Origin of the sequence: Streptomyces sp. NPDC047886, assembly GCF_043204435.1 — a bacterium.
In the GTDB taxonomy this organism is placed as follows: Bacteria; Actinomycetota; Actinomycetes; order Streptomycetales; family Streptomycetaceae; genus Streptomyces.
The window spans coordinates 756482-776271 of the sequence record NZ_JBIDCF010000003.1 but is presented as its reverse complement, the minus strand read 5'-3'; the positions used below and the strand labels follow the sequence as shown (position 1 = coordinate 776271).

At 73.4% G+C, this 19790-nt stretch carries 12 protein-coding genes and 1 riboswitch; of the genes, 7 read left to right on the top strand and 5 right to left on the bottom strand.

The window, feature by feature from the left end; all coding sequences use genetic code 11:
- Positions 1 to 527: 527 nt before the first annotated feature.
- Positions 528 to 1079, bottom strand: a complete 552-nt coding sequence (locus ACGF5U_RS15065) for a MarR family winged helix-turn-helix transcriptional regulator (protein ID WP_392718346.1) — start codon at positions 1077 to 1079, stop codon at positions 528 to 530.
- 143 nt (positions 1080 to 1222) lie between these two features.
- Here ACGF5U_RS15065 and ACGF5U_RS15060 point away from each other — a divergent pair, with 143 nt between their 5' ends.
- Complete coding sequence (locus ACGF5U_RS15060) at positions 1223 to 2497, top strand: MFS transporter (RefSeq protein WP_392718352.1); 1275 nt, start codon at positions 1223 to 1225, stop codon at positions 2495 to 2497.
- A gap of 27 nt (positions 2498 to 2524) precedes the next feature.
- On the opposite strand, the gene ACGF5U_RS15055 is transcribed toward ACGF5U_RS15060, so the two are convergent.
- Both ACGF5U_RS15055 and ACGF5U_RS15050 read right to left on the bottom strand, forming a co-directional pair.
- A complete protein-coding gene (locus tag ACGF5U_RS15055) occupies positions 2525 to 4222 on the bottom strand; it encodes a SpoIIE family protein phosphatase (protein ID WP_392718344.1) in 1698 nt (565 codons plus the stop codon).
- 107 nt (positions 4223 to 4329) lie between these two features.
- Positions 4330 to 5826, bottom strand: coding sequence for an NAD(P)/FAD-dependent oxidoreductase (locus ACGF5U_RS15050; protein ID WP_392718342.1), 1497 nt, complete (start codon positions 5824 to 5826; stop codon positions 4330 to 4332).
- Between the two features lie 348 nt (positions 5827 to 6174).
- Here ACGF5U_RS15050 and ACGF5U_RS15045 point away from each other — a divergent pair, with 348 nt between their 5' ends.
- Together ACGF5U_RS15045 and ACGF5U_RS15040 are read left to right on the top strand one after the other, a co-directional pair.
- Entirely contained in the window at positions 6175 to 6942 is a 768-nt protein-coding gene (locus ACGF5U_RS15045) for a TetR/AcrR family transcriptional regulator (RefSeq protein ID WP_392718340.1), read from the top strand.
- Between the two features lie 349 nt (positions 6943 to 7291).
- A complete protein-coding gene (locus ACGF5U_RS15040) occupies positions 7292 to 9247 on the top strand; it encodes a sigma-70 family RNA polymerase sigma factor (RefSeq protein WP_392718338.1) in 1956 nt (651 codons plus the stop codon).
- Positions 9248 to 9343: 96 nt separating this feature from the next.
- Here ACGF5U_RS15040 and ACGF5U_RS15035 read toward each other — a convergent pair whose 3' ends face one another.
- Positions 9344 to 11458, bottom strand: a complete 2115-nt coding sequence (locus tag ACGF5U_RS15035; protein WP_392718336.1) for an asparagine synthase-related protein — start codon at positions 11456 to 11458, stop codon at positions 9344 to 9346.
- Positions 11459 to 12196: 738 nt separating this feature from the next.
- Between ACGF5U_RS15035 and ACGF5U_RS15030 the strand changes: the two genes are divergently transcribed.
- The 4 genes from ACGF5U_RS15030 to ACGF5U_RS15015 all read left to right on the top strand — a co-directional run bounded on the left by ACGF5U_RS15030 (position 12197) and on the right by ACGF5U_RS15015 (position 18064).
- On the top strand, positions 12197 to 13987 hold the full coding sequence (locus ACGF5U_RS15030) for a collagen-like protein (RefSeq protein WP_392718334.1): 1791 nt from the start codon (positions 12197 to 12199) through the stop codon (positions 13985 to 13987).
- Between the two features lie 182 nt (positions 13988 to 14169).
- The gene (gene lhgO / locus ACGF5U_RS15025; RefSeq protein ID WP_392718350.1) at positions 14170 to 15405 is read left to right on the top strand and encodes an L-2-hydroxyglutarate oxidase; all 1236 of its coding nucleotides are present in this window, start codon (positions 14170 to 14172) and stop codon (positions 15403 to 15405) included.
- Between the two features lie 401 nt (positions 15406 to 15806).
- On the top strand, positions 15807 to 16526 hold the full coding sequence (trmB, locus tag ACGF5U_RS15020) for a tRNA (guanosine(46)-N7)-methyltransferase TrmB (protein ID WP_392718348.1): 720 nt from the start codon (positions 15807 to 15809) through the stop codon (positions 16524 to 16526).
- Between the two features lie 98 nt (positions 16527 to 16624).
- Positions 16625 to 18064: a PrsW family intramembrane metalloprotease gene (locus ACGF5U_RS15015; RefSeq protein ID WP_392718332.1), complete on the top strand. Its 1440-nt coding sequence runs from the start codon at positions 16625 to 16627 to the stop codon at positions 18062 to 18064.
- 293 nt (positions 18065 to 18357) lie between these two features.
- Here ACGF5U_RS15015 and ACGF5U_RS15010 read toward each other — a convergent pair whose 3' ends face one another.
- Positions 18358 to 19458, bottom strand: coding sequence for a M23 family metallopeptidase (locus tag ACGF5U_RS15010; RefSeq protein WP_392718330.1), 1101 nt, complete (start codon positions 19456 to 19458; stop codon positions 18358 to 18360).
- Positions 19459 to 19469: 11 nt separating this feature from the next.
- Positions 19470 to 19603: riboswitch (cyclic di-AMP (ydaO/yuaA leader) on the bottom strand.
- Between the last annotated feature and the right edge of the window lie 187 nt (positions 19604 to 19790).

The following is a 19790-nucleotide window of genomic DNA, read 5'->3' as shown; positions in this document are numbered from 1 at the left end:
TCTCCGTGATGGAGACGGGGTATCAACTAATCTGGCGTTGATTTTTGGCACGCTGTTGAGTTCTCAAGGAACGGACGCTTCCTTTGTACTCACCCCTGCGGGCTTTCCTCCGGGCGCTTCCCTTCGGTCTTTCGTGTTTCCAGCTTAGCAGATCCGTTTTCCGTTTCCGCCACCCGCTGGAGCGGGCTGCCGGGCTGTTCTTCGCTTTCGCGTTTCCCTTTCCGGCGGTTCCGACTCTACCAGATCCTTTCGGGCCTGATTCCCAGTCAGCGGGGGGTGTCTTTCCGGCTGTTGGGCCGTTCCGACGCTCAAACTCTAGCGGATTTCCCGGGCGACTCATAATCGAGCCTTCGAAATGAATTCCGGCATGCCGAAATACACCCCGACCGGGGGATCGTGCTGAGTTTGTTTGCCGCGTTCGCGGCGGGAGTGGCTGCCGCAGAACCGTTCCGGTCCCGTGACAACCCGAAGAACCTTACGGATCGCAGCGGGGCGTGTCAACCCCCCGCCCGCGCCGTGCTCCGCCGCTAGTCGAGGTCGGTCAGTCGGCCGCCCGCGTCCGGCTGGGCGTGTTCCACGCGGCGGAGCAGGCGGATCAGCATCTCGCCGAGGACGCCGCGCTCGTCGCTCGACAGGTCCTGGAGGAGGTCCTCCTCGAAGGCGGTCGCCATGCGCATCGCCTCCAGCCACTTCGTACGGCCCTCGTCGGTGAGTTCCACGATGACGCGGACCCGGTTGTTCTCGTCGCGGTCGCGGGTGACGAGACCTTCGCCGGCCATGCGGTCGATGCGGTGGGTCATGGCCGCGGGGGTGAGGCCGAGGCGCTTCGCGAGATCGCTGGGGCCCAGGCGGTAGGGGGCGCCCGCGAGGACGAGGGTCTTGAGTACCTCCCACTCGGCGCTGCTGATGCCGAGCTCGGCGACTTGGCGGCCGTACGCCACGTTCATCCGGCGGTTCAGCCGCCCGAGTGCCGAGACCACCTTCTCGACCTGGGGGTCGAGGTCGCGGAACTCGCGCTGATAGGCGGCGATCTGTTCGTCGAGGGTCGGCTCGAGGCCAGGCTCCTGCGTTTCGGACATGCGGAGGAGTATCCCATGGCCTCGGTTGGCGTTGAAGTCCTTCACTGTGTACAGTTAAGCATCGAACTTTAGTATTGAAGTCTTCAGGGTTCAGCCCTACGGATTCGAAGTGGGTGAGTGTGACCAAGGCGATGGGCGCGGCGATGCGCCGGATCCAGGCAGGGAACGTGTTGAGCGCGTTCGGGCTCGGGTTCACCGTTCCGTATCTCTATGTGTATGTGGCTCAGGTGCGGGACCTGGGCGCCACCACGGCCGGTGCCGTGCTGGCCGTCTTCGCCATGGCCGCTCTCGTCGTCCTCCCCTTCACCGGGCGCACCATCGACCGGCGGGGTCCTCTACCCGTGCTGGTCGGGGCCGCTCTGCTGGCGGCCGTCGGCGCGCTGGGCATGGGTGTGGCGGACAGCGTGCCCACCGTCGTGCTGGCGGCCGCGCTGCTCGGCGCGGGTACGGCCGTCATGCAGCCCGCGCTGGCCACGATGATCGTCTGGTGCTCGTCCCCGTCCACCCGGACCCGGGCCTTCGCGACACAGTTCTTCCTGCAGAACCTCGGACTCGGCATCGGCGGTCTGATCGGCGGGCAGCTCGTGGACGAGAGCCGGCCCGGAAGCTTCCTGCTGCTCTTCTCGATCGAGGCGGGCATGTTCCTCGTCCTCGCCGGGATCGCGGCGACCGTGCGGATGCCCCGTACGGCATCGCTCACCGGCACGCGGCCCGAGACCACCGAGGCCAAGGCCAAGGGTGGGATGCGGGCGCTGCTCGGGCACAAGGCGATGGTGTGGCTGTGCGTGCTGGGGTTCGTGCTGTTCTTCGCCTGCTACGGACAGTTCGAATCGGGGCTCGCCGCGTACGGCACCGAGGCGGCCGGGATCGAGCCGTCGACGCTCGGGATCGCCCTGGCAGCGAACACGGCCGTCATCGTCGTGGCGCAGTTCGTGGTGCTGCGGTTCGTGGAGCGGCGCCGGCGTACACGGGTGATCGCGGCCGTGGGCCTGATCTGGACCGTGGCGTGGCTCTTCGCCGGGTACGCGGGGCTCGGGCACGGCGGCCAGGCCATGGCGACGGCCGCGTTCATCACGACGTACGGGCTGTTCGGGCTCGGTGAGGCGATGCTGTCGCCGACCGTCGCGCCACTGGTCGCCGATCTCGCCCCGGAGTCGATGGTCGGGCAGTACAACTCGGCGTTCGCGCTGGTCAAGCAGCTCGCGCTGGCGGTGGGCCCGGCGGTGGGCGGGCCGATGGGCGCCGCGCTGCACGGGCCGTACATCGTGACGTTCGTGCTGTTCTCGCTGGGCATCAGCGTGCTGGCGCTGCGGCTCGGCAAGCGGCTCACGGACGCGCAGGACCATCCGTTCCGGGCCGCGAAGTCCCGGGTCGTGGCCCGGCACACGGCCGAGCGGACCGTGGAGGCGGCCGCCTGACCCGCTGGGTCATCCGCCGGACACTCCCTATCCGGGCAGGGCGAACTCGCACCAGACCGCCTTGCCGCCCCCGGGCGTGCGGCGGCTCCCCCAGGACGAGGCGATCGTGGCGATGATCGAGATGCCGCGACCCGCCTCGTCCTCCGTTTCGGCCCGGCGGCGGCGCGGCAGGTGGTCGTCGCCGTCCGTCACCTCGATGATCAGGCGGCGGTCGGTACGGCGGAGCCTGAGGCGCATGGGCGGCGTGCCGTGCTGGAGGGAGTTCGCGACGAGCTCGCTGGTGGCGAGGACGCCGAGGTCGCGCAGCTCCACCGGGAACCGCCAGCTCGACAGGACACCGGACGCGAAGGCACGCGCGCGTGGCGCCGCTTCCACGCCGCCGAGCAGGTCGAGGGCCGCGTTGTGGAACAGCTCGGCGTCCGTGCCCGTACGGGACGGGTGCTGCAGGACCAGGACCGCGACGTCGTCGTCGTGCTCGGCGGTGACGCCCAGGGACCGCAGCAGCCGGTCGCAGACCACCGGCGGCGCCCCCACGGCGCCGGACAGGGCCCGCTCCAGCCCGGCGACGCCCTCGTCGATGTCCTCGCCGCGCCGCTCGACCAGACCGTCCGTATAGAGGACGGCGGTGGAACCGGGCGGCAGCGCGATCGTGCCTGACGTGTGCAGCCAGCCGCCGGTGCCCAGCGGCGGGCCCGTCGGGTCGGCGGCGCGCCTGACCGTGCCGTCCTCGTCCCGGACGAGGATCGGCAGGTGCCCCGCCGACGCGTACACCAGCCGGCCCTCGTTGGGGTCGTGCACGGCGTACACACAGGTGGCGATCTGGCTGGCGTCGATCTCGGCGGCGAGGCCGTCGAGCAGCTGCAGCACCTCGTGGGGCGGCAGGTCCAGCCGGGCGTAGGCCCGCACGGCCGTGCGGAGTTGGCCCATGACGGCCGCCGCGCGCACACCGCGCCCCATGACGTCCCCGATGACGAGCGCGGTACGGCCGGCGCCGAGGGTGATCACGTCGTACCAGTCGCCGCCGACTGCCGCGTCCGTACCGCCCGGCTGGTACGTCGCGGCGACGCGCAGGTCGTCGGGCTGCTCCAACTCCTGGGGCAGCAGCGACCTCTGGAGGGTCACGGCAGTTTCGCGGTGCCGGCGCTCGCTGGCCCTGAGCCGCTCGGCGGCGTCCGCGTGGTCCGTGACGTCGGCCGCGTGGACGAGCACTCCGCCGCCGTACCGGGGCGTGTCGACCGGCAGGCACGTGACCGTGTACGAGCCACCGCCCTGTACGCGGCGGGACTTGACCGTACGCGGTTTGCCGCTGCGCAGGACCTGGTCCATGAGCGGCAGCAGCCCCAGCTCGTGAAGCTCGGGGCAGTCCGCGGCGACGGTGCTGCCGGGCGTGCGGTGCCCGAAGGCGGTGGCATAGGCGTCGTTGACGTACGCGACGCGGTGTTCGGTGCCGTACGTGACGGCGACCAGGCCGGGGAGGCGGCCCAGGATCTCCCGTACGGAGAACTCCTCCAGGGCCGGGACCTCGTCGGGCGGGGGCTCCTGCTCCTGGCCACGCCCGGCTCCGTCGCCGTACCCGTCCTGCTGGTCGTGGGTGCCGTACTCACCTCGCGCCGCGGGCACGGAGCCTTCTCCTCGCTGCGCCGGTGACGCCCCTCGATCGGTCCCGCGCGCGGCGGCGCGGCGCTGCGTACCGGGGAATCGGGCGCTCCAACGCGTGAAGTTCACGGATCTCTATGCCTCATGGTGTCGTTGGCCGTGCAGAGTCACTCTGTGCAGGTGTCAGCCCACCTATGGTCACACGTCCAGTGTGACCGACCGCACTGACAAGGATGTCAGTCCGTCGGTGGGCGGCCGTCTGCGGTGGCGCCTTCCGCGCCGTCCCCCGGGTCGTCCTTCTTCTGGGTACCGGCCGCCTTTCCGGGGGCCGTTCCGGGTTTCGCGGCCCCCGGGGACGCCGGTGGCCCGGCGGCGAGCGCGAACTCGGCGCGGGGGTGTTCCAGCGAACCCAGGGACACGATCTCGCGTTTGAAGAGCCCGGCGAGCGTCCATTCCGCCATCACCCGCGCCTTGCGGTTGAAGGTCGGGATACGGCTGAGATGGTACGTGCGGTGCATGAACCAGGCGGGGTAGCCCTTGAGCTTGCGGCCGTACACGTGGGCGACGCCCTTGTGGAGTCCGAGGGACGCGACGGACCCCGCGTACTTGTGGGCGTACTCCTTGAGCGGCCGACCGCTGAGGGACGCCGCCACGTTCTCGGCGAGGACCTTGGCCTGGCGCAGCGCGTGCTGGGCGTTGGGGGCGCACTCCCTGCCCGGCTCGCCGGCGGTGACGTCCGGGACGGCGGCGGCGTCACCGGCCGCCCACGCGTGCTCGACGCCCTCGACGGCGAGGGTCGCGGCGCACTTGAGCCGGCCCCGGCCGGTGAGGGGCAGGTCGGTCGCCGAGAGGACCGGCGCCGGCTTCACACCGGCCGTCCACACGACGGTACGGGTCGGCAGCCGCGTCCCGTCGCTCAGCACGGCCACCCGGTCCGCACAGGACTCCAGGCGGGTCTCCAGCCGTACGTCGATGTTGCGGGCGCGCAGCTCGCGGACGGTGTACCTGCCCATCTCCTCGCCGACCTCGGGCAGGATCCGGTCGGATGCCTCGACCAGGATCCACTTCAGGTCCTCGGGCTTGATGTTGTGGTAGTACCGCGCCGTGTAGCGGGCCATGTCCTCCAGTTCCCCGAGTGCCTCGACGCCCGCGAAGCCGCCGCCGACGAAGACGAAGGTGAGGGCCGCGTCGCGGATGGCGGGGTCGCGCGTCGACGACGCGATGTCCATCTGCTCGATGACGTGGTTGCGCAGGCCGATGGCCTCCTCGACGGTCTTGAAGCCGATGCCGTAGTCGGCGAGGCCGGGGACCGGGAGGGTGCGCGAGATGGAGCCGGGGGCGACGACCACCTCGTCGTACCGGAGGTGCAGGGAGCCCGCGCCCTCCTCATCGGTGGCGAGGGTGTTCACGGTCGCGGTGCGCTTGGCGTGGTCGATGGACTCGACCTCGCCGATGATGATCGTGCAGAGGCCGAGGACCCGGCGGAGCGGGACGACCACGTGGCGCGGCGAGATGTTCCCCGCGGCCGCCTCGGGCAGGAACGGCTGATACGTCATGTACGGGGCGGGCGTCACCACGACGATCTCGACCGCGCCGCTCCTCAGCCCGGCCTTGAGGTGCCGCTGGAGGTGCAGGGCGGTGTACATCCCGACGTAGCCGCCGCCCACGACGAGGATGCGCGTACTGACCGGGGATTCGGGGGTCGTCCCCCGAGGGATAGCAGCCGTCACCATCCCATGACGCAACGGGCTTCGGGGTTTGTCCACAGGCTCGGCAAATTGTGTGACCGCGGGGGCGGGCGGAGGTGGGGTGGCGCATGAACCGCGAGAGGACGAAGGTGTGCAGGTCAGAGGGGTGAGGTGGGGTGGCGCGGCGCGGTGGAATCGGGAGTCTTCCGGTCCTTGCTCCGATCGGGGGGCGCACCGGACGGAACTGCCCCTTCTGAATTGACCTCGACTCAACTATGTTCGTATCTCGACGGGGTGTCGGAGGGCTGCGCGTGACCATGAGCGCGGCGGGCCGGCCCCCGATGTCAGGGCGGGGAGTCTCCGGGGGGAGACGTCATTACCGGGGGAACGCTTATGCACATTCAGAGTTCGCATGGGCAGGCTCAGGCCGTGGTCACGTCGTCGGACGGGATCGGGACCGGGCACGGTCGTGCGGGTGTGGCCGGGGCGACGCGTCCCGCGCCGCTCCGCGTGGACGCACAGCGCAATCTGGAACATGTCCTGCGGGCCGCTCGCGAGGTCTTCGGCGAGCTGGGCTACGGGGCTCCGATGGAGGACGTCGCGCGCCGGGCGCGCGTCGGCGTCGGTACGGTCTACCGGCGCTTTCCCAGCAAGGACGTGCTGGTACGCCGAATAGCCCAGGAGGAGACGTCACGGCTCACCGAGCAGGCGCGGACGGCGCTGGGGCAGGAGGAAGAGCCGTGGTCGGCGCTCTCCCGCTTCCTGCGGACGTCGGTGGCCTCGGGTGCCGGGCGGCTCCTCCCGCCGCATGTGCTGCGCGTCGGCGTGGACGCGGACGAGACGCCCGAGCCGCTCGACGGGGCGCGGGTGCCGCAGCAGCGGAGCGCCTCCGGGCAGCCCGAGCTGCGGGTCGTCCCGTCGCGTCCGGCTCCGCCGGCGGAGCTGGACGACGCGGGCGCTTCGGAGCTGCTGGAGGTCGTGGGCCGGCTGGTGCAGCGGGCCCGCGACGCCGGGGAGCTGCGCCGGGACGTGACGGTGGCGGACGTGCTGCTGGTGATCGCCACGGCGGCGCCTTCGCTCCCGGACGCGGCGCAGCAGAGCGCGGCGGCGGCGCGGCTGCTGGACATCCTGCTGGAGGGCCTCCGCTCCCGTCCCGTGTGACGGGCGGGGCACGGTCGTAGCCGCCCGGAGTCGTAGCCGCCCGGGTCGCGGTCCCTCGTGGTCGCGGGCCGGGCGGTGTGGCCTTCGCGGTCGGGGCGTGTCCGGCCGGAGCGTGTGACGCCGTGGCGTGCGGTGCCGTCGCGTGTGACGCCGTGGCGTGCGGTGTTGTGGTGCTCGGCGTCCCGGCCCGGTTCCGGGGTCGCCGTCCCGATCGGGTGAGGGCTCGCGCTCGTATCCGTGCGGTCTCCTCGGACGAGTGGTTGGTTCTCGCACACCCGGGACCCATGTCGTCCTCTGTGGCACGCTTGCCCGGTGTTCGGGTCTCAGCAGTGGTACGGGGGCGGTCGCGATGAGCGGTGACGGTCGCGGCGAGCCGCTGGGTGGCGGGGGCGCCAAGGACGTCGGCGGGCTGCCGCCCCGGCAGGTACCGAGCCAGGGCGGGCCCGGAGGCTCGTCCGGCGGCACCGGCTTCGACCCGGAGGTGAGCGTCCCGCCACAGCGCGAGCGCGGCACGTCCGAGTCCGTACTGCCGCCGCCGATCGAACTGCCGCCGTCGGACTCCGAGCTCGTCCAGCGGATGCGCGCCGGGGACGACAGCGCGTACGAGGAGCTGTTCCGTCGCCACGCGCAGGCCGTCCGGCGGTACGCGCACACCTGCTGCCGCGACCGGGACACCGCCGACGACCTGACCGCCGAGGTGTTCGCGCGGACGCTCCAGGCGGTGCGCGGCGGCGCCGGGCCCGAACAGGCCGTACGGGCGTACCTGCTGACGACGGTACGGCGCGTGGCCGCCGCCTGGACGAAGACCGCGAGGCGTGAGCATCTGGTCGAGGACTTCGCGGTGTTCGCCGCACAGGCCGCCCGCTCGTCCGAGGTGTCCGACGACGACACGCTGGAACTGGGCGCGGACGTCCGGGCGATGCACGAGGCCGAGCAGTCGCTCGCCCTGCGGGCGTTCCGGTCGCTGCCCGAGCGGTGGCAGGCGGTGCTGTGGCACACCACCATCGAGGAGGAGTCGCCGAGCGATGTGGCACCGCTGTTCGGGCTGACCGCCAACGCCACTGCGGTGCTGGCCAGCCGGGCCCGCGAAGGGCTCAAGCAGGCGTACCTCCAGGCGCATGTGAGCCAGGCGCTCACCTCGGGCGGTGACTGCGCCCGCTACGCCGACCGGCTGGGTGCCTACGCGCGGGGCGGACTGCGCGTGCGGGCCGAGCGGGGGCTGCGCCAGCATCTGGAGGAGTGCGTCCGGTGCCGGCTGGCCGCGGGCGAGCTGGCGCAGGTCAACGCCGGGATCCCGGCGCTGCTGCCGGTCGCCGTCATCGGCTGGTTCGCGGCCGGGTTCTCGCTCAAGGCGGCCGGGGTCGTGGCCGGTGGTGCCGCAGGCGCGGCGGGCGCGGGCGCGGCCGCCGCCGCGACCGGTACGGGAGGCGGCAGCACCGGGGGCGCCGCAGGCGGGGCGGCCGCCGAAGGGCTCGGCGCCTCGGCCAAGGCCGGTCTCGCGGCGGCCGTGACGATGGCCGCGGCGACGGCCGGGCTCGTCTGGGCGCTCTCGGGCGACCCGGGGCCCGCACCGGAGCCCGCCGCGAAGCCGCCCGCCGCCGACCCCGGCGTACCACGGGAGCCCGAGCCGGTGAGCGCGGCGTCCACGCCTCCGCCGCCGGAGGCCGCGCCGAGACCCGTGCCCAGCCCCACACCGACGCCCCGTCCGACGCCGCCGCCCGCCGCGAAGCCCGCGCCGCCGCCCGCGAAGGCCGCGCTCTCGCCGTCGGCTCCCGCGCCGAGGCCCGTCCCGCCGTCACCGTCGCCTTCACCGAAGCCGTCACCGAAGCCGACCGTCCCGAAGCCGACGCCGACCCCGCCGCCCGAGCCCGTCGTCTACCAGGTCAACCAGCTCCGCTACAGCCTGCTCGGCGACCACACCGGCCCCGAGGTGCGGCTCGGCGGGTCGAGCTGGCTGTGGCAGCGCTACGGCATGTCGATCGCCGGCACGACATACGGACACGGCGTGACCACGCACGCGCGATCGTCGGTCACGATCGATCTGAACCGGTCGTGTTCAAGCTATGCGGCGCTCGCCGGGGTGGACGACATGACGTTGGGCGGCGCCTCGGTGCGCTTCTCCGTGTACGGCGGGGGCGGAGAGCGGCTGTGGCGGTCGCCGGTGCTGCGGCGCGGCGACGCGCCCGTACCGGTACGGGTGGGCATCGCGGGCCGGACGTCGATCCGGCTCGTGGTCGAACCGGAGTCCCTGACGGGCGGCGTCACGCTCGCGGACTGGGCCGAGGCACGCATCGACTGCGGTTGAACACAGTCCGGCCCGCTCTGGGTGACCCTCTCTGGGCGACCCGCTCCGGGCGGACCCCGGGGCGGATGGCCGGCACCCGCGACGCCGGCGGGTGGGTCAGGAGCGCAGGCTGGGGCGCTGGGGGACCCCGGCGGCCACCGCGCGGCGGCGGGGCGCGGCCGTGCCCGTCCAGCAGGTGCCGCGCCGGGCGAGGAGGCGGCGCAGCCACAGCTCCGTGGAGACCAGTTCGGCGAGGCCGTCCAGGGCGACCGGTTCGCCGTCGGCGGCGGCGTGCAGCGCGCCGCGCACGACACGGGCCTCGATCAGGCCCGCGTCCGCCAGCAGCGGCGCGTCGAAGAGCGCCAGCAGCCGCGGCAGCGCCACCCGCAGACCCGCCCGGTTCGCCGCCACGGACGGGGCGTGCGAGGTGGCGCCCCAGCCGGGCGGCAGGTCGTGGACGCCCGCGCCCGCCAGGACGGAGCGCAGGATGTCGGCGCGGGCTCCGGGCCTGACCCGTAGCGCCTCGGGGAGGTCACGGCAGGCCCGTACGACCTGGTTGTCGAGGAACGGGGCGTGCAGCCGCTGGCTGCGGATCTCGGCGGCCTGCTCCAGGATGCGGAGGTCCGCCGCGTGGCGGGCCAGGGCGGCCCTGGCGCGGGCCTCGCCGGGGCGCTGCACCGACGTCGGGCGGGTCGCCGCCTGGTTCAGCCGAACCGATACTTCGGCCAGCGCCTCCCCGGTGAGCCAGCGCGCCGCGGGCCCCGGCCGCGACCAGGTGAGCGCGGCGAGGGACGCGCCGAGCGGGCCGTACGCGGGGGACGCCGACGGCGATGCCGTCCGGTTGGCCTCCAGGAGCCGCCCGGCGGCGCTCTCCAGCCCCGCGCGGTAGGGCGTACGGGCGAGTCGGCGGGCCGCCCGGTACACGGTCAGCGGGACGAGGAGGGAGCCGGCGGACGGGCCGGCGGCGCGGGCGAGCGCGGTGACCGGCCGCAGCAGGTGGCGGCGGCGCCGGTCCATCAACAGGTCGGCGAGACGCGCCGGGTGGGCGTCCAGCACCTGCCGGGCGCCGTGGCCGGTGAAGTGGTCGGCGCTGCCGGCGGCGAGCCTGCGGCGGTGCCGTTCGGCGGTGACGAGGGACGGCCCCGGCTCGTCGGTGAGGGGGCCTTCCAGGTCGGCGTACGGAAGGGCCTCCTCACCGGCGGGGACGACCACGTGGTGGAGGCGCGGGTTGTCGGCGAGTGCGTGGGCCCGTTCGAGTTCGGCGACCAGCCCCGGTTCCCGGCCGCCCGCCGACAGGTCGTTGAACGTGACGGCGAGCAGCCTCTCCCCGGCGCCCGTCCCGTGTCCGACGACCGTGCCGGGTACGCCGGGCAGGCCCGCCGCGAGCAGGGCGAGCGTTCCGGAGGCGCTGCCGCCCGACAGGTCGGCGCCGATACCGGGCGCGGGCGCCCCGCGCGCGGCGCGCCGTTCGGCAGGGCCCATGCCGGGGACGGGGCCCGGGTCGGGGGGCAGGGTGACGGGGGCGTGGCGCGGGGCGGTGAGCCGCGCCCGTACCGCGTCGACCAGGGCGTCCCGTACACCGTCGATGGCGCGGTCCGGGTCGATCTGCGGTGCGGCGACGGCGAGCGAGGCCACCGGTTCGTACCCGGTGATCTCCCGGGAGCCCTCGCGCAGCACGAGCGCGTGACCGGGCGGGACGCGTTTCACGCCCGCGTACGGGGTGGAGTCGCGCAGCGCCTCGGGGGTCTCCGGGCAGGCGAGCAGCGCGGCGAGGTGTCCGATGTCGAGCTGGGCCTCGATGAGGTCGGCGAGCGGCAGGGCGGCGGTGGCGTACGCGGTGCCGTTCGCCCAGGGGGTGTGGAACACGGGCCGTGCCCCGGCGAGATCGCCCGCGACGATGATGCGGCGGCCTGTCTGGACGACGGCGGTGTAGCTGCCGGGCCACGCGGTGAGGTGGCGCATGGCACCGCCACGCGCCGCGAACAGACCGACCTTCAGCTCGTCGTCGCTGGCGGCGCAGCAGCCCAGTACGGCGAGGCGGGTGTACGGGTCGACGGTGATCACCCGTACCTCGTCGGGCCGCCAGTCGCCGACGGCCCACAGCGGGTCGGGGTCGCCCCACAGGAGGTGGCCACCGACGGGGTGCATGGTGAGGCCGTCGTCGTCCGCGCTGACGGCTCCGGCCGTACCGAAGCTCGCGGCGATACTGCTCCACCCCACCAGCCACCGCATCGCGCCTCCACAGCCTGTGGACAACCTCAGCTCATTCGCTCTCGCGCTTCACTGAGACATGCTGCCACGACAACGGCGCACGGGAGGGCCTCCGGCGGCGCACTCCCGAACGGGAACGCGCCCCTGGCATGGGCCATGTGATGACGGTCGGCCGGATCCGGCCTTCGGGGGAAGGGAGTTGACGACGAGGCCACCGGGGTTTCCGGGCATGGTTCGACCTGTCGAACCATGGGCATCATTCAGCCATTCTCCGCGCCCACCACACCGCACTTCTGTCCATAACCCCACGGTAGGCCCGTGGGTTTCGCATGTGCTTCACGCTCGTTTCGGGTCCGGTTCGCGCCCGTTCCCGGCGCGGGCGGGGGGCCTGTCCGGGAGACTTCGCGCCCGGCCCGGGAGGCGTTGTCCACCCCCCGGACCGTCCGCCACCCGCGGGGAATGAGGCGGCGGTGTCCCCCAGCCCACCGGTTCCAGTCCGGCGGGCCGACCCACGCAGGACCCATGGAAACGCTCCCCGCGCGGGTGGAGGCAGAGCGCACGGACAGGCGCACGGCCACACGACGGGAGCACGGCGGCGGGGTCCCGGGGCGCACACCGGGCGAACCGTCCGGACAACAATCTCGCCATACGGAACACCGCCTCTTAACGGTAGGGATGCGGCGAACTACGCTGGGTTTACGAATGCCGCGCGCCTATGCCTGGCGTCGCGGCGGCCGTCTGGGTGTCGAGGGGTGGCGCATGTCCAGGGAGCTACGCGGGCCGAACGAGAAGCTCGGCACCGTTCTCGCCCTCGCGGGAATCAGCAACGCCGGCCTCGCCCGGCGGGTCAACGACCTCGGGGCACAGCGCGGTCTGACTCTTCGGTACGACAAGACCTCGGTGGCCCGGTGGGTGTCGAAGGGCATGGTGCCGCAGGGTGCCGCGCCGCATCTCATCGCGGCCGCGATCGCGCAGAAGCTCGGCCGTCCTGTGCCGTTGCACGAGATCGGGCTCGCGGACGCCGACCCGGCGCCCGAAGTCGGTCTCGCGTTCCCGCGCGACGTGGGCGAGGCCGTCAAGTCGGCGACCGAGCTGTACCGGCTGGATCTGGCCGGGCGCCGGGCGGGCGGTGGCGGTATCTGGCAGTCGCTGGCGGGCTCGTTCTCGGTGAGCGCGTACGCCACGCCCGCATCGCGCTGGCTGATCACCCCCGCCGACCCGTCGGTGGAGCGGCGGGTGTCGAGCCCGCCGGCGGGCTCGGCTCCGGGCACACCCGGTACTCCGAGCGCTCCCGGCACTCCCGGCGCTCCCGGCGCCTCTGGCACGCCTGGCGCGTCTGGCACGCCTGGCACGCCGGGGACCGCCGAGGGTCCAGGGGCCCCCGGAGTCACGGGCACTGCCGGGCCTCTCGGCACCACCGGCGCCCCCGGCGCCCCCGGGACTGCCGGAGCCTCCGGTACTGCCGGTACAGCGGCGGCGAACGGGACCAGCGGGGCGGCAGGGGCACGCGGGGACACCGGTTCACTCGGGGCAGCGGACGGAGCACTCGAAGGCACCGCGGGCGCTGTCACCGCCACGGCCACCGCCGGTGTCGTCGAGCCGCCGCCGGACGACCTGCCCGACGGCGGGCACGCGCGCGTGGGGCACAGCGACGTGGCCAAGCTGCGGGAGGCGGCCGAGGACGCGCGGCGCTGGGACTCCAAGTACGGCGGCGGGGACTGGCGTTCCTCGATGGTGCCCGAGTGCCTGCGGGTCGACGCGGCACCGCTGCTGCTCGGCTCGTACTCGGACGAGGTCGGCCGGGCCCTCTTCGGGGCGACCGCCGAGCTGACCCGGCTGGCCGGGTGGATGGCGTTCGACACGGGCCAGCAGGAGGCCGCCCAGCGGTACTACATCCAGGCGCTGCGGCTGGCGCGGGCGGCCGCCGACGTGCCGCTCGGCGGCTATGTGCTGGCGTCGATGTCGCTGCAGGCCACCTACAGAGGGTTCGCCGACGAGGGCGTCGACCTGGCACAGGCAGCGCTGGAGCGCAACCGCGGCCTGGCCACCGCGCGGACCATGTCGTTCTTCCGGCTGGTCGAGGCGCGGGCCCACGCCAAGGCGGGGGACGCCGCGGCGGCCGGTGCGGCGCTGAAGGCCGCCGAGGGGTGGCTGGAGCGTTCGCGCGAGGGCGACGCGGACCCGTCCTGGCTCGGCTTCTACTCGTACGACCGGTTCGCGGCCGACGCGGCCGAGTGCTACCGGGACCTGAAGGCCCCGCGCCAGGTACGCCGGTTCACCGAGCAGGCGCTGTCGCGCCCGACGGAGGAATTCGTACGCTCGCACGGTTTACGTCTGGTCGTGAGCGCCGTGGCCGAACTGGAGTCGGGCAATCTCGACGCGGCGTGCGCGGCGGGCACCCGGGCGGTGGAGGTGGCGGGCCGTATCTCCTCGGCGCGTACCACGGAGTACGTACGGGATCTGCTGCACCGGCTGGAGCCGTACGGTGACGAGCCCCGGGTGGCGGAGCTGCGGGAGCGGGCGCGCCCGCTGCTGATGGCTCCGGCGTGACGGGTGCCTTCCCGGAACCGCCCCGGGCGCTCTTCGTGCTCTTCCCGGAACCGCCCCGGGCCCTGTGACGCCCGTCCCACCGGCGTCACGGGATCGCGCGTCGCTCGCCGTTCACGTGTCCCACCTGGTTTAACAGGATTGTCAGTGGGCCAGTGCACTATCTGGGGTGGGAGGTGGCACAGGTGTCCGGGTACGGCGGTGACGTGTTCGACTGTGACGTGCTGGTGATCGGCGGCGGGATCGTCGGCCTGTCGACGGCGTACGCACTGACGCGCGCAGCGCCCGGGACCCGCGTGATCGTGCTGGAGAAGGAGGCGGGACCCGCCCGCCACCAGACCGGCCGCAACAGCGGGGTGATCCACAGCGGCATCTACTACCGCCCGGGTTCGCTCAAGGCGCGGTACGCGGTGCGCGGCGCCGCCGAGATGGTCAAGTTCTGCGCCGAGTACGGGCTGCCCCACGAGGTCACGGGCAAGCTGATCGTCGCCACGGAGCGGTCGGAGCTGCCCCGGCTGCACGCCCTCGTCCAGCGCGGCCGCGAGAACGGCATCCCGGTGCGCGAGCTCGGCCCGGCCCAGATCACCGAGTACGAGCCCGAGGTGCGGGGCCTGGCCGCGATCCATGTCGGTACGACCGGCATCTGCGACTACGGGGCGGTGGCGGCGCAGCTCGCCGAGGCCTCCGGCGCGGACGTCCGGTACGGGGCGCGGGTCACCGCCGTCGACCGGCGCCCCTGGGGCGTCGCGGTCCGCACGGCCGCCGGATCGGTCGTGCGCGGGCGGGTGCTCGTGAACTGCGCGGGGCTGCACTGCGACGCCGTGGCGCGGCTGGCGGGCGACGACCCGGGGGTGCGGATCGTGCCGTTCCGGGGCGAGTACTACGACCTGGACCGGCCCGGCCTGGTGCGCGGCCTGGTCTATCCGGTGCCCGACCCGGCCTTCCCGTTCCTGGGCGTGCATCTCACCCGCGGCATCGGCGGGGGCGTCCACGTCGGGCCGAACGCCGTGCCCGCGCTCGCCCGCGAGGGGTACGGGCCGCTGGTCGTACAACCCCGGGACCTCGCCGGGACCCTCTCCTGGCCCGGCACCTGGCGGATAGCCCGCCGCCACTGGCGGTACGGGGCGGGCGAGATACACCGGTCGATGTCCAAGCGTGCGTTCACGGAGGCGGTGCGGCGCCTGCTGCCCGCGGTGGAGGAGGCGGATTTGCGCCCCGCCCCGGCCGGAGTCCGCGCCCAGGCGGTGCTGCGGGACGGCACCCTCGTGGACGACTTCCTGATCCGGGAGGCCCCGCGGACGGTCCACGTGCTGAACGCCCCGTCGCCCGCCGCGACCGCGTCGCTCCCGATCGGGCGGGAGGTGGCCCGCAGGGCGCTGGCCCACCTGGACCGGCGGCCCCGGGCGCAGGCCGAAGCGTGAGCCCGGCACCGGACCGGGCGCCGGGGACGGTGCCGAGGGCCGATGCCGAAACCGGGCGCCGAGGGCCGGTGCCAAGGAGGTACCGAGGACGGTGCCGAGGTCGACCGGTCCCGACCGCTGGCGGGGCCGGCCGGTCCCAGGCCGGTGCCGGTGCCATTCCTGGCCGTCGGAAGACATCGGAAGAGATCAGAAGAGATCGGAAGAGGTCGGAAGCGGATCCGTCGGGGGTTCGGCGGGGGCTCCGTAGAATTGGACCCACTGTGTCCGAGAAAACCGCGCTGACCGCGTCCCCCGCCCCCCTGTCCGACGGCCCGAAGCCGCTGGTCGACGGCCCGACGCGCCCGGACGTCGACACCGCCGCCCCCGACAGGGCGCAGGCGCGTGCGCGCCGGGGGAGCCGTATGTTCCCCGACGGCACCGGCCCGTCGCCCGACCCCGCCGGGTCGCACTTCGAGCGCCGCATCCGGAGCTTCCAGCCGCGCCGCAGCCGGGTCACACCCGGGCAGGGCGACGCGCTGCGCCGGCTGTGGCCCGCCTGGGGGCTGGACATCGACGGGCAGCGCACCCTGGACCTCGCCGAGCTGTTCGACGGGCTCCCGGTCGTGCTGGAGATCGGCTTCGGCATGGGCGAGGCCACCGCGCGGATGGCCGCCGACGACCCGTCGACCGGCATCCTCGCGGTCGACGTGCACACCCCGGGGCAGGGCAACCTGCTGGGTCTCGCCGAGCGGGCGGGGCTGACCAATGTCCGGGTGGCCAACGGCGACGCGATCATCCTGCTGCGGGAGATGCTGACGCCCGACGCGCTCGACGGTGTCCGCGTCTACTTCCCCGACCCGTGGCCGAAGAAGCGGCACCACAAGCGGCGGCTGATACAGCCGGAGTTCCTCAGCCTGGTCGCCACCCGGATGAAGCCGGGGGCGGTCCTGCACTGCGCGACGGACTGGGAGCCGTACGCGGAGCAGATGCTGGAGGTGCTGACCGCGCACCCGGACTTCCGGAACACCGTGCCCGACGGCGGCTACGCCCCGCGCCCGGACTTCCGGCCGCTCACCCGGTTCGAGGGACAGGGCCTGGACAAGGGTCACGTCGTCCACGACCTGCTGTTCCGCCGCGGCTGAGCCGGAGCAAAGGGTTCCGGGCGACGGCCGCACGTGTCGTGCCCACCCGGCGTGGAACACCGTCGCGCGCTGTCAGTGGTCCTCGTTAGGGTCGTCTGGTGTCCGAGCCGTCACCGCAGCACCCGCCGCCGTCACCGCAGCACGCGCCACCGCGACCGGCCGTCCCACCGACGCGACCGGCCGCGTCGCCACCACAGGAACCGGCCGCCCCGCCACCATCGGAACCGGCCGCCCCGCCCGCGCAACCGGCTGTTCCCGCGTACGAAGCCGAACCGTCGTTCGACGCCGTACCCGAGCGCGCCCGCTGGCGCTACAAGCCCCGCCGCCTGTGGCGCAGCAAGGTGGTGCGGGCGACAACCGTGATCATCGTGCTGGCCCTGTGCGCGCTGGTGATCCTCGCCCTGGTCCGTGAACAGACCGGAACCCAGGGCTTCCTGGTGGGGCTCGGGCTCGCGCTGCTGCCCGTACCGCTGCTGATGGCGGCGTTCCGCTGGCTCGACCGGGTCGATCCGGGCCCGTGGAAGAACCTGCTGTTCGCGTTCGCCTGGGGCGCGTTCGCCGCCGCGCTCGTCGCGATCATCGCCAACACGTTCGCGACCCGCTGGATAGCCGTGGCCACCGCGGATCCGGCCTCGGCGGACACGATCGGCGCGACCGTCGTCGCCCCGGTCGTCGAGGAGAGCGCGAAGGCCGCCGCGATTCTGCTGATCTTCCTCTTCCGCCGCCGGGACTTCACCGGGCTGGTCGACGGCGTGGTCATCGCCGGCTTCACGGCGACCGGGTTCGCCTTCACCGAGAACATCCTCTACCTCGGCAACGCCTTCGACGAGGACCAGGAGTTCGGGACGTCCGGAATCGAGTCCGTCACGGCCGCGACCTTCTTCGTACGGATCGTGCTGTCGCCGTTCGCGCATCCGCTGTTCACCGTGTGCACGGGCATCGGGTTCGGGATCGCCGCCGCGCTCGCCGCCCGGCGCGGCAAGGTACTGCGGGCCCTGCTGCCGGCGCTCGGACTGCTCCTGGCGATGGGGGTGCACGCCCTGTGGAACGGTTCGACCACGTTCGGGCCGTGGGGGTTCTTCGCCGTGTACGGGGCGTTCATGGTGCCCGCCTTCGGGCTGCTGACCTGGCTGGCCGTCTGGACCCGGCAGCGTGAACTGCGCACCGTGTCGGCCGAACTGCCCGCGTACGCCGCCGCCGGCTGGCTCTCGCCCGCCGAGCCCCTCGCGCTGGCCTCCATGCGGGCGCGGGGCATGGCCCGGGACTACGCGCGGCGCACGTTCGGCCCGGCGGCGGCACGGGCGGTGGTGGAGTACGAGACGTTCGCGACGTCGCTGGCGTTCCTGCGCCACCGGGCGCGCCGGGGCGCGGTCGGCCAGGACTTCGCCGCCCGTGAACAGGAGCTGCTGCACCACCTGTGGCAGCGCAAGGACGTGGCCGGCCCGTCGCTCACGTACGCGGCGCGTGCGATCGGCCGCGTATGGACGCCGCCCCCGCACCGCGACTACGGCGGCTACAACCCGTACCGGCAGCGGTAGGCGGACCGGTGGACGGACCGGCAGCCCTGGCGTCGGGGGGTGTACCGCCGGGGCTGCCGGGATTCATGGGGCCGGGCCTGGACGCGGGGACCAGGACCGAGCCGAAGCGGGGCCGGGGCTGGACGCGGGTGCCGGGGCCGGACGCGGGTGCCGGGGCCGGACGCGGGTGCCGGGGCCGGGATTCGACCCACGGCCCCGACCGGACGGCTCCGCCAGACCGTGAGCCGGGCTCCGTCAGACCGTGAGTGAGCCCGGCTGCTGCGTTCAGACCGTGAGTGCGCCAGGCTGCTGCGTCAGACCGTGAGGCCCTTGCCGCGCAGCCACGCCAGCGGGTCGATGCCCCCGCCACCCGCCGTGTGGACCTCCAGGTGCAGATGCGGACCGGTGACGTTGCCGGTCGCGCCGACCCGTCCGATGGTCTCGCCGGTGGTGACCGTCTGCCCCGCGCTGACCGTCATCGAGGAGAGGTGGCAGTACCAGATCTCGGTGCCGTCCTCCAGCTCCAGGACGATCCGGTAGCCGTACGCGCCTGACCAGCCGGCCGACTTGATGGTGCCGCCGTGCACGGCCTTCGCGGGCGTGCCCGTCGGGGCGGCCAGGTCGAGGCCGGTGTGGTAGCCGGAGGACCACATCGAACCGGCCTGGCCGTACGTCGAGGTGATCGTGTACGAGGAGGTGGGGAGGGCGTAGCTCGCGGCGAGCTTGGCCAGCCGCTCGGCCTCGGCCTTGGCTGCCGCCTCGGCCTCCAGCCGCTTCCGCTCCTCCTCGGCCGCCTTCTCAGCGGCGGTCTGCTGCGCCTTCGCCTCCGCCGCCGCCTGTTCGGCGGCCGCCTGCTCGGCGGCGGCCTTCGCCTCGGCGTCGGCGGACGCCTGCTGCTGCTCGGCCTGCTGGAGGATGCGGGCGCGCAGCGCCTCGCCGGCCCCGGCGTCCCTGTCCGCGGCGGCGCTCTGCTCATCGGTGCCGTCGGCGGGGGCGGCGAGGGAGAGTGCGGTGAGGGGGGCGGTGTTGCCGTCGCTCCCGGCCCCGGACCCGTCGGTGTCGTCGCCGGATATCAGGGAGCCGACGCCGGGCAGCGACGAGGCGTCCGGCAGGTCGGGCAGCGAGATGGAGATCGCGGGCTTGTCCTGCGCGGTGGCTATGCCACCCGCTCCGACCGCCGCGATGACACCGACGCCGAGGACGGTGGAGCTGCGGGCGAGGCCGCCGCGCTGCTTGGCGACGCGGTGCCGGCCCCGGACAGGGCGGACGGTCTCCTCGGTCGGGTTCCATTCACCGACGACGGTGTCCGTGCCCATGGTGTCCGGACCGCCCGCACCTCCCGAAGGACCGTAGGACCCGAAGTACTGGAACGGCGGGTCGAAAGACGCTTCGGGGGCAGGCCTGTTGGACGCCACGGAGGCGCACTCCTTTCCTTCCTTCTCGCCTACCGGGTTAGCTGACGGGTTCGGAGCAGGAAGGTCTCCTACGGGTCGGTTCGACCCGATTCACCCCAAGGTGGTGGTTCCCCGGTTCCCTTGCGGAATTCGGCGTACGCGCACGGCGCCGTCTCTGGCGACGGCTGGGACGACCGCGCTGCGTTATCGAACGTTAATAGACGCGGGCGCCGGATTCCAAGCCGTTCCTACTGATCATTAACACTCCTTGGCCTGGACTAACCGGGGCACAATCGGGCGCAATCGGGCGAGTTGACCTGACCTCAGAAACATTCTCCGACCACGCAGTTTCT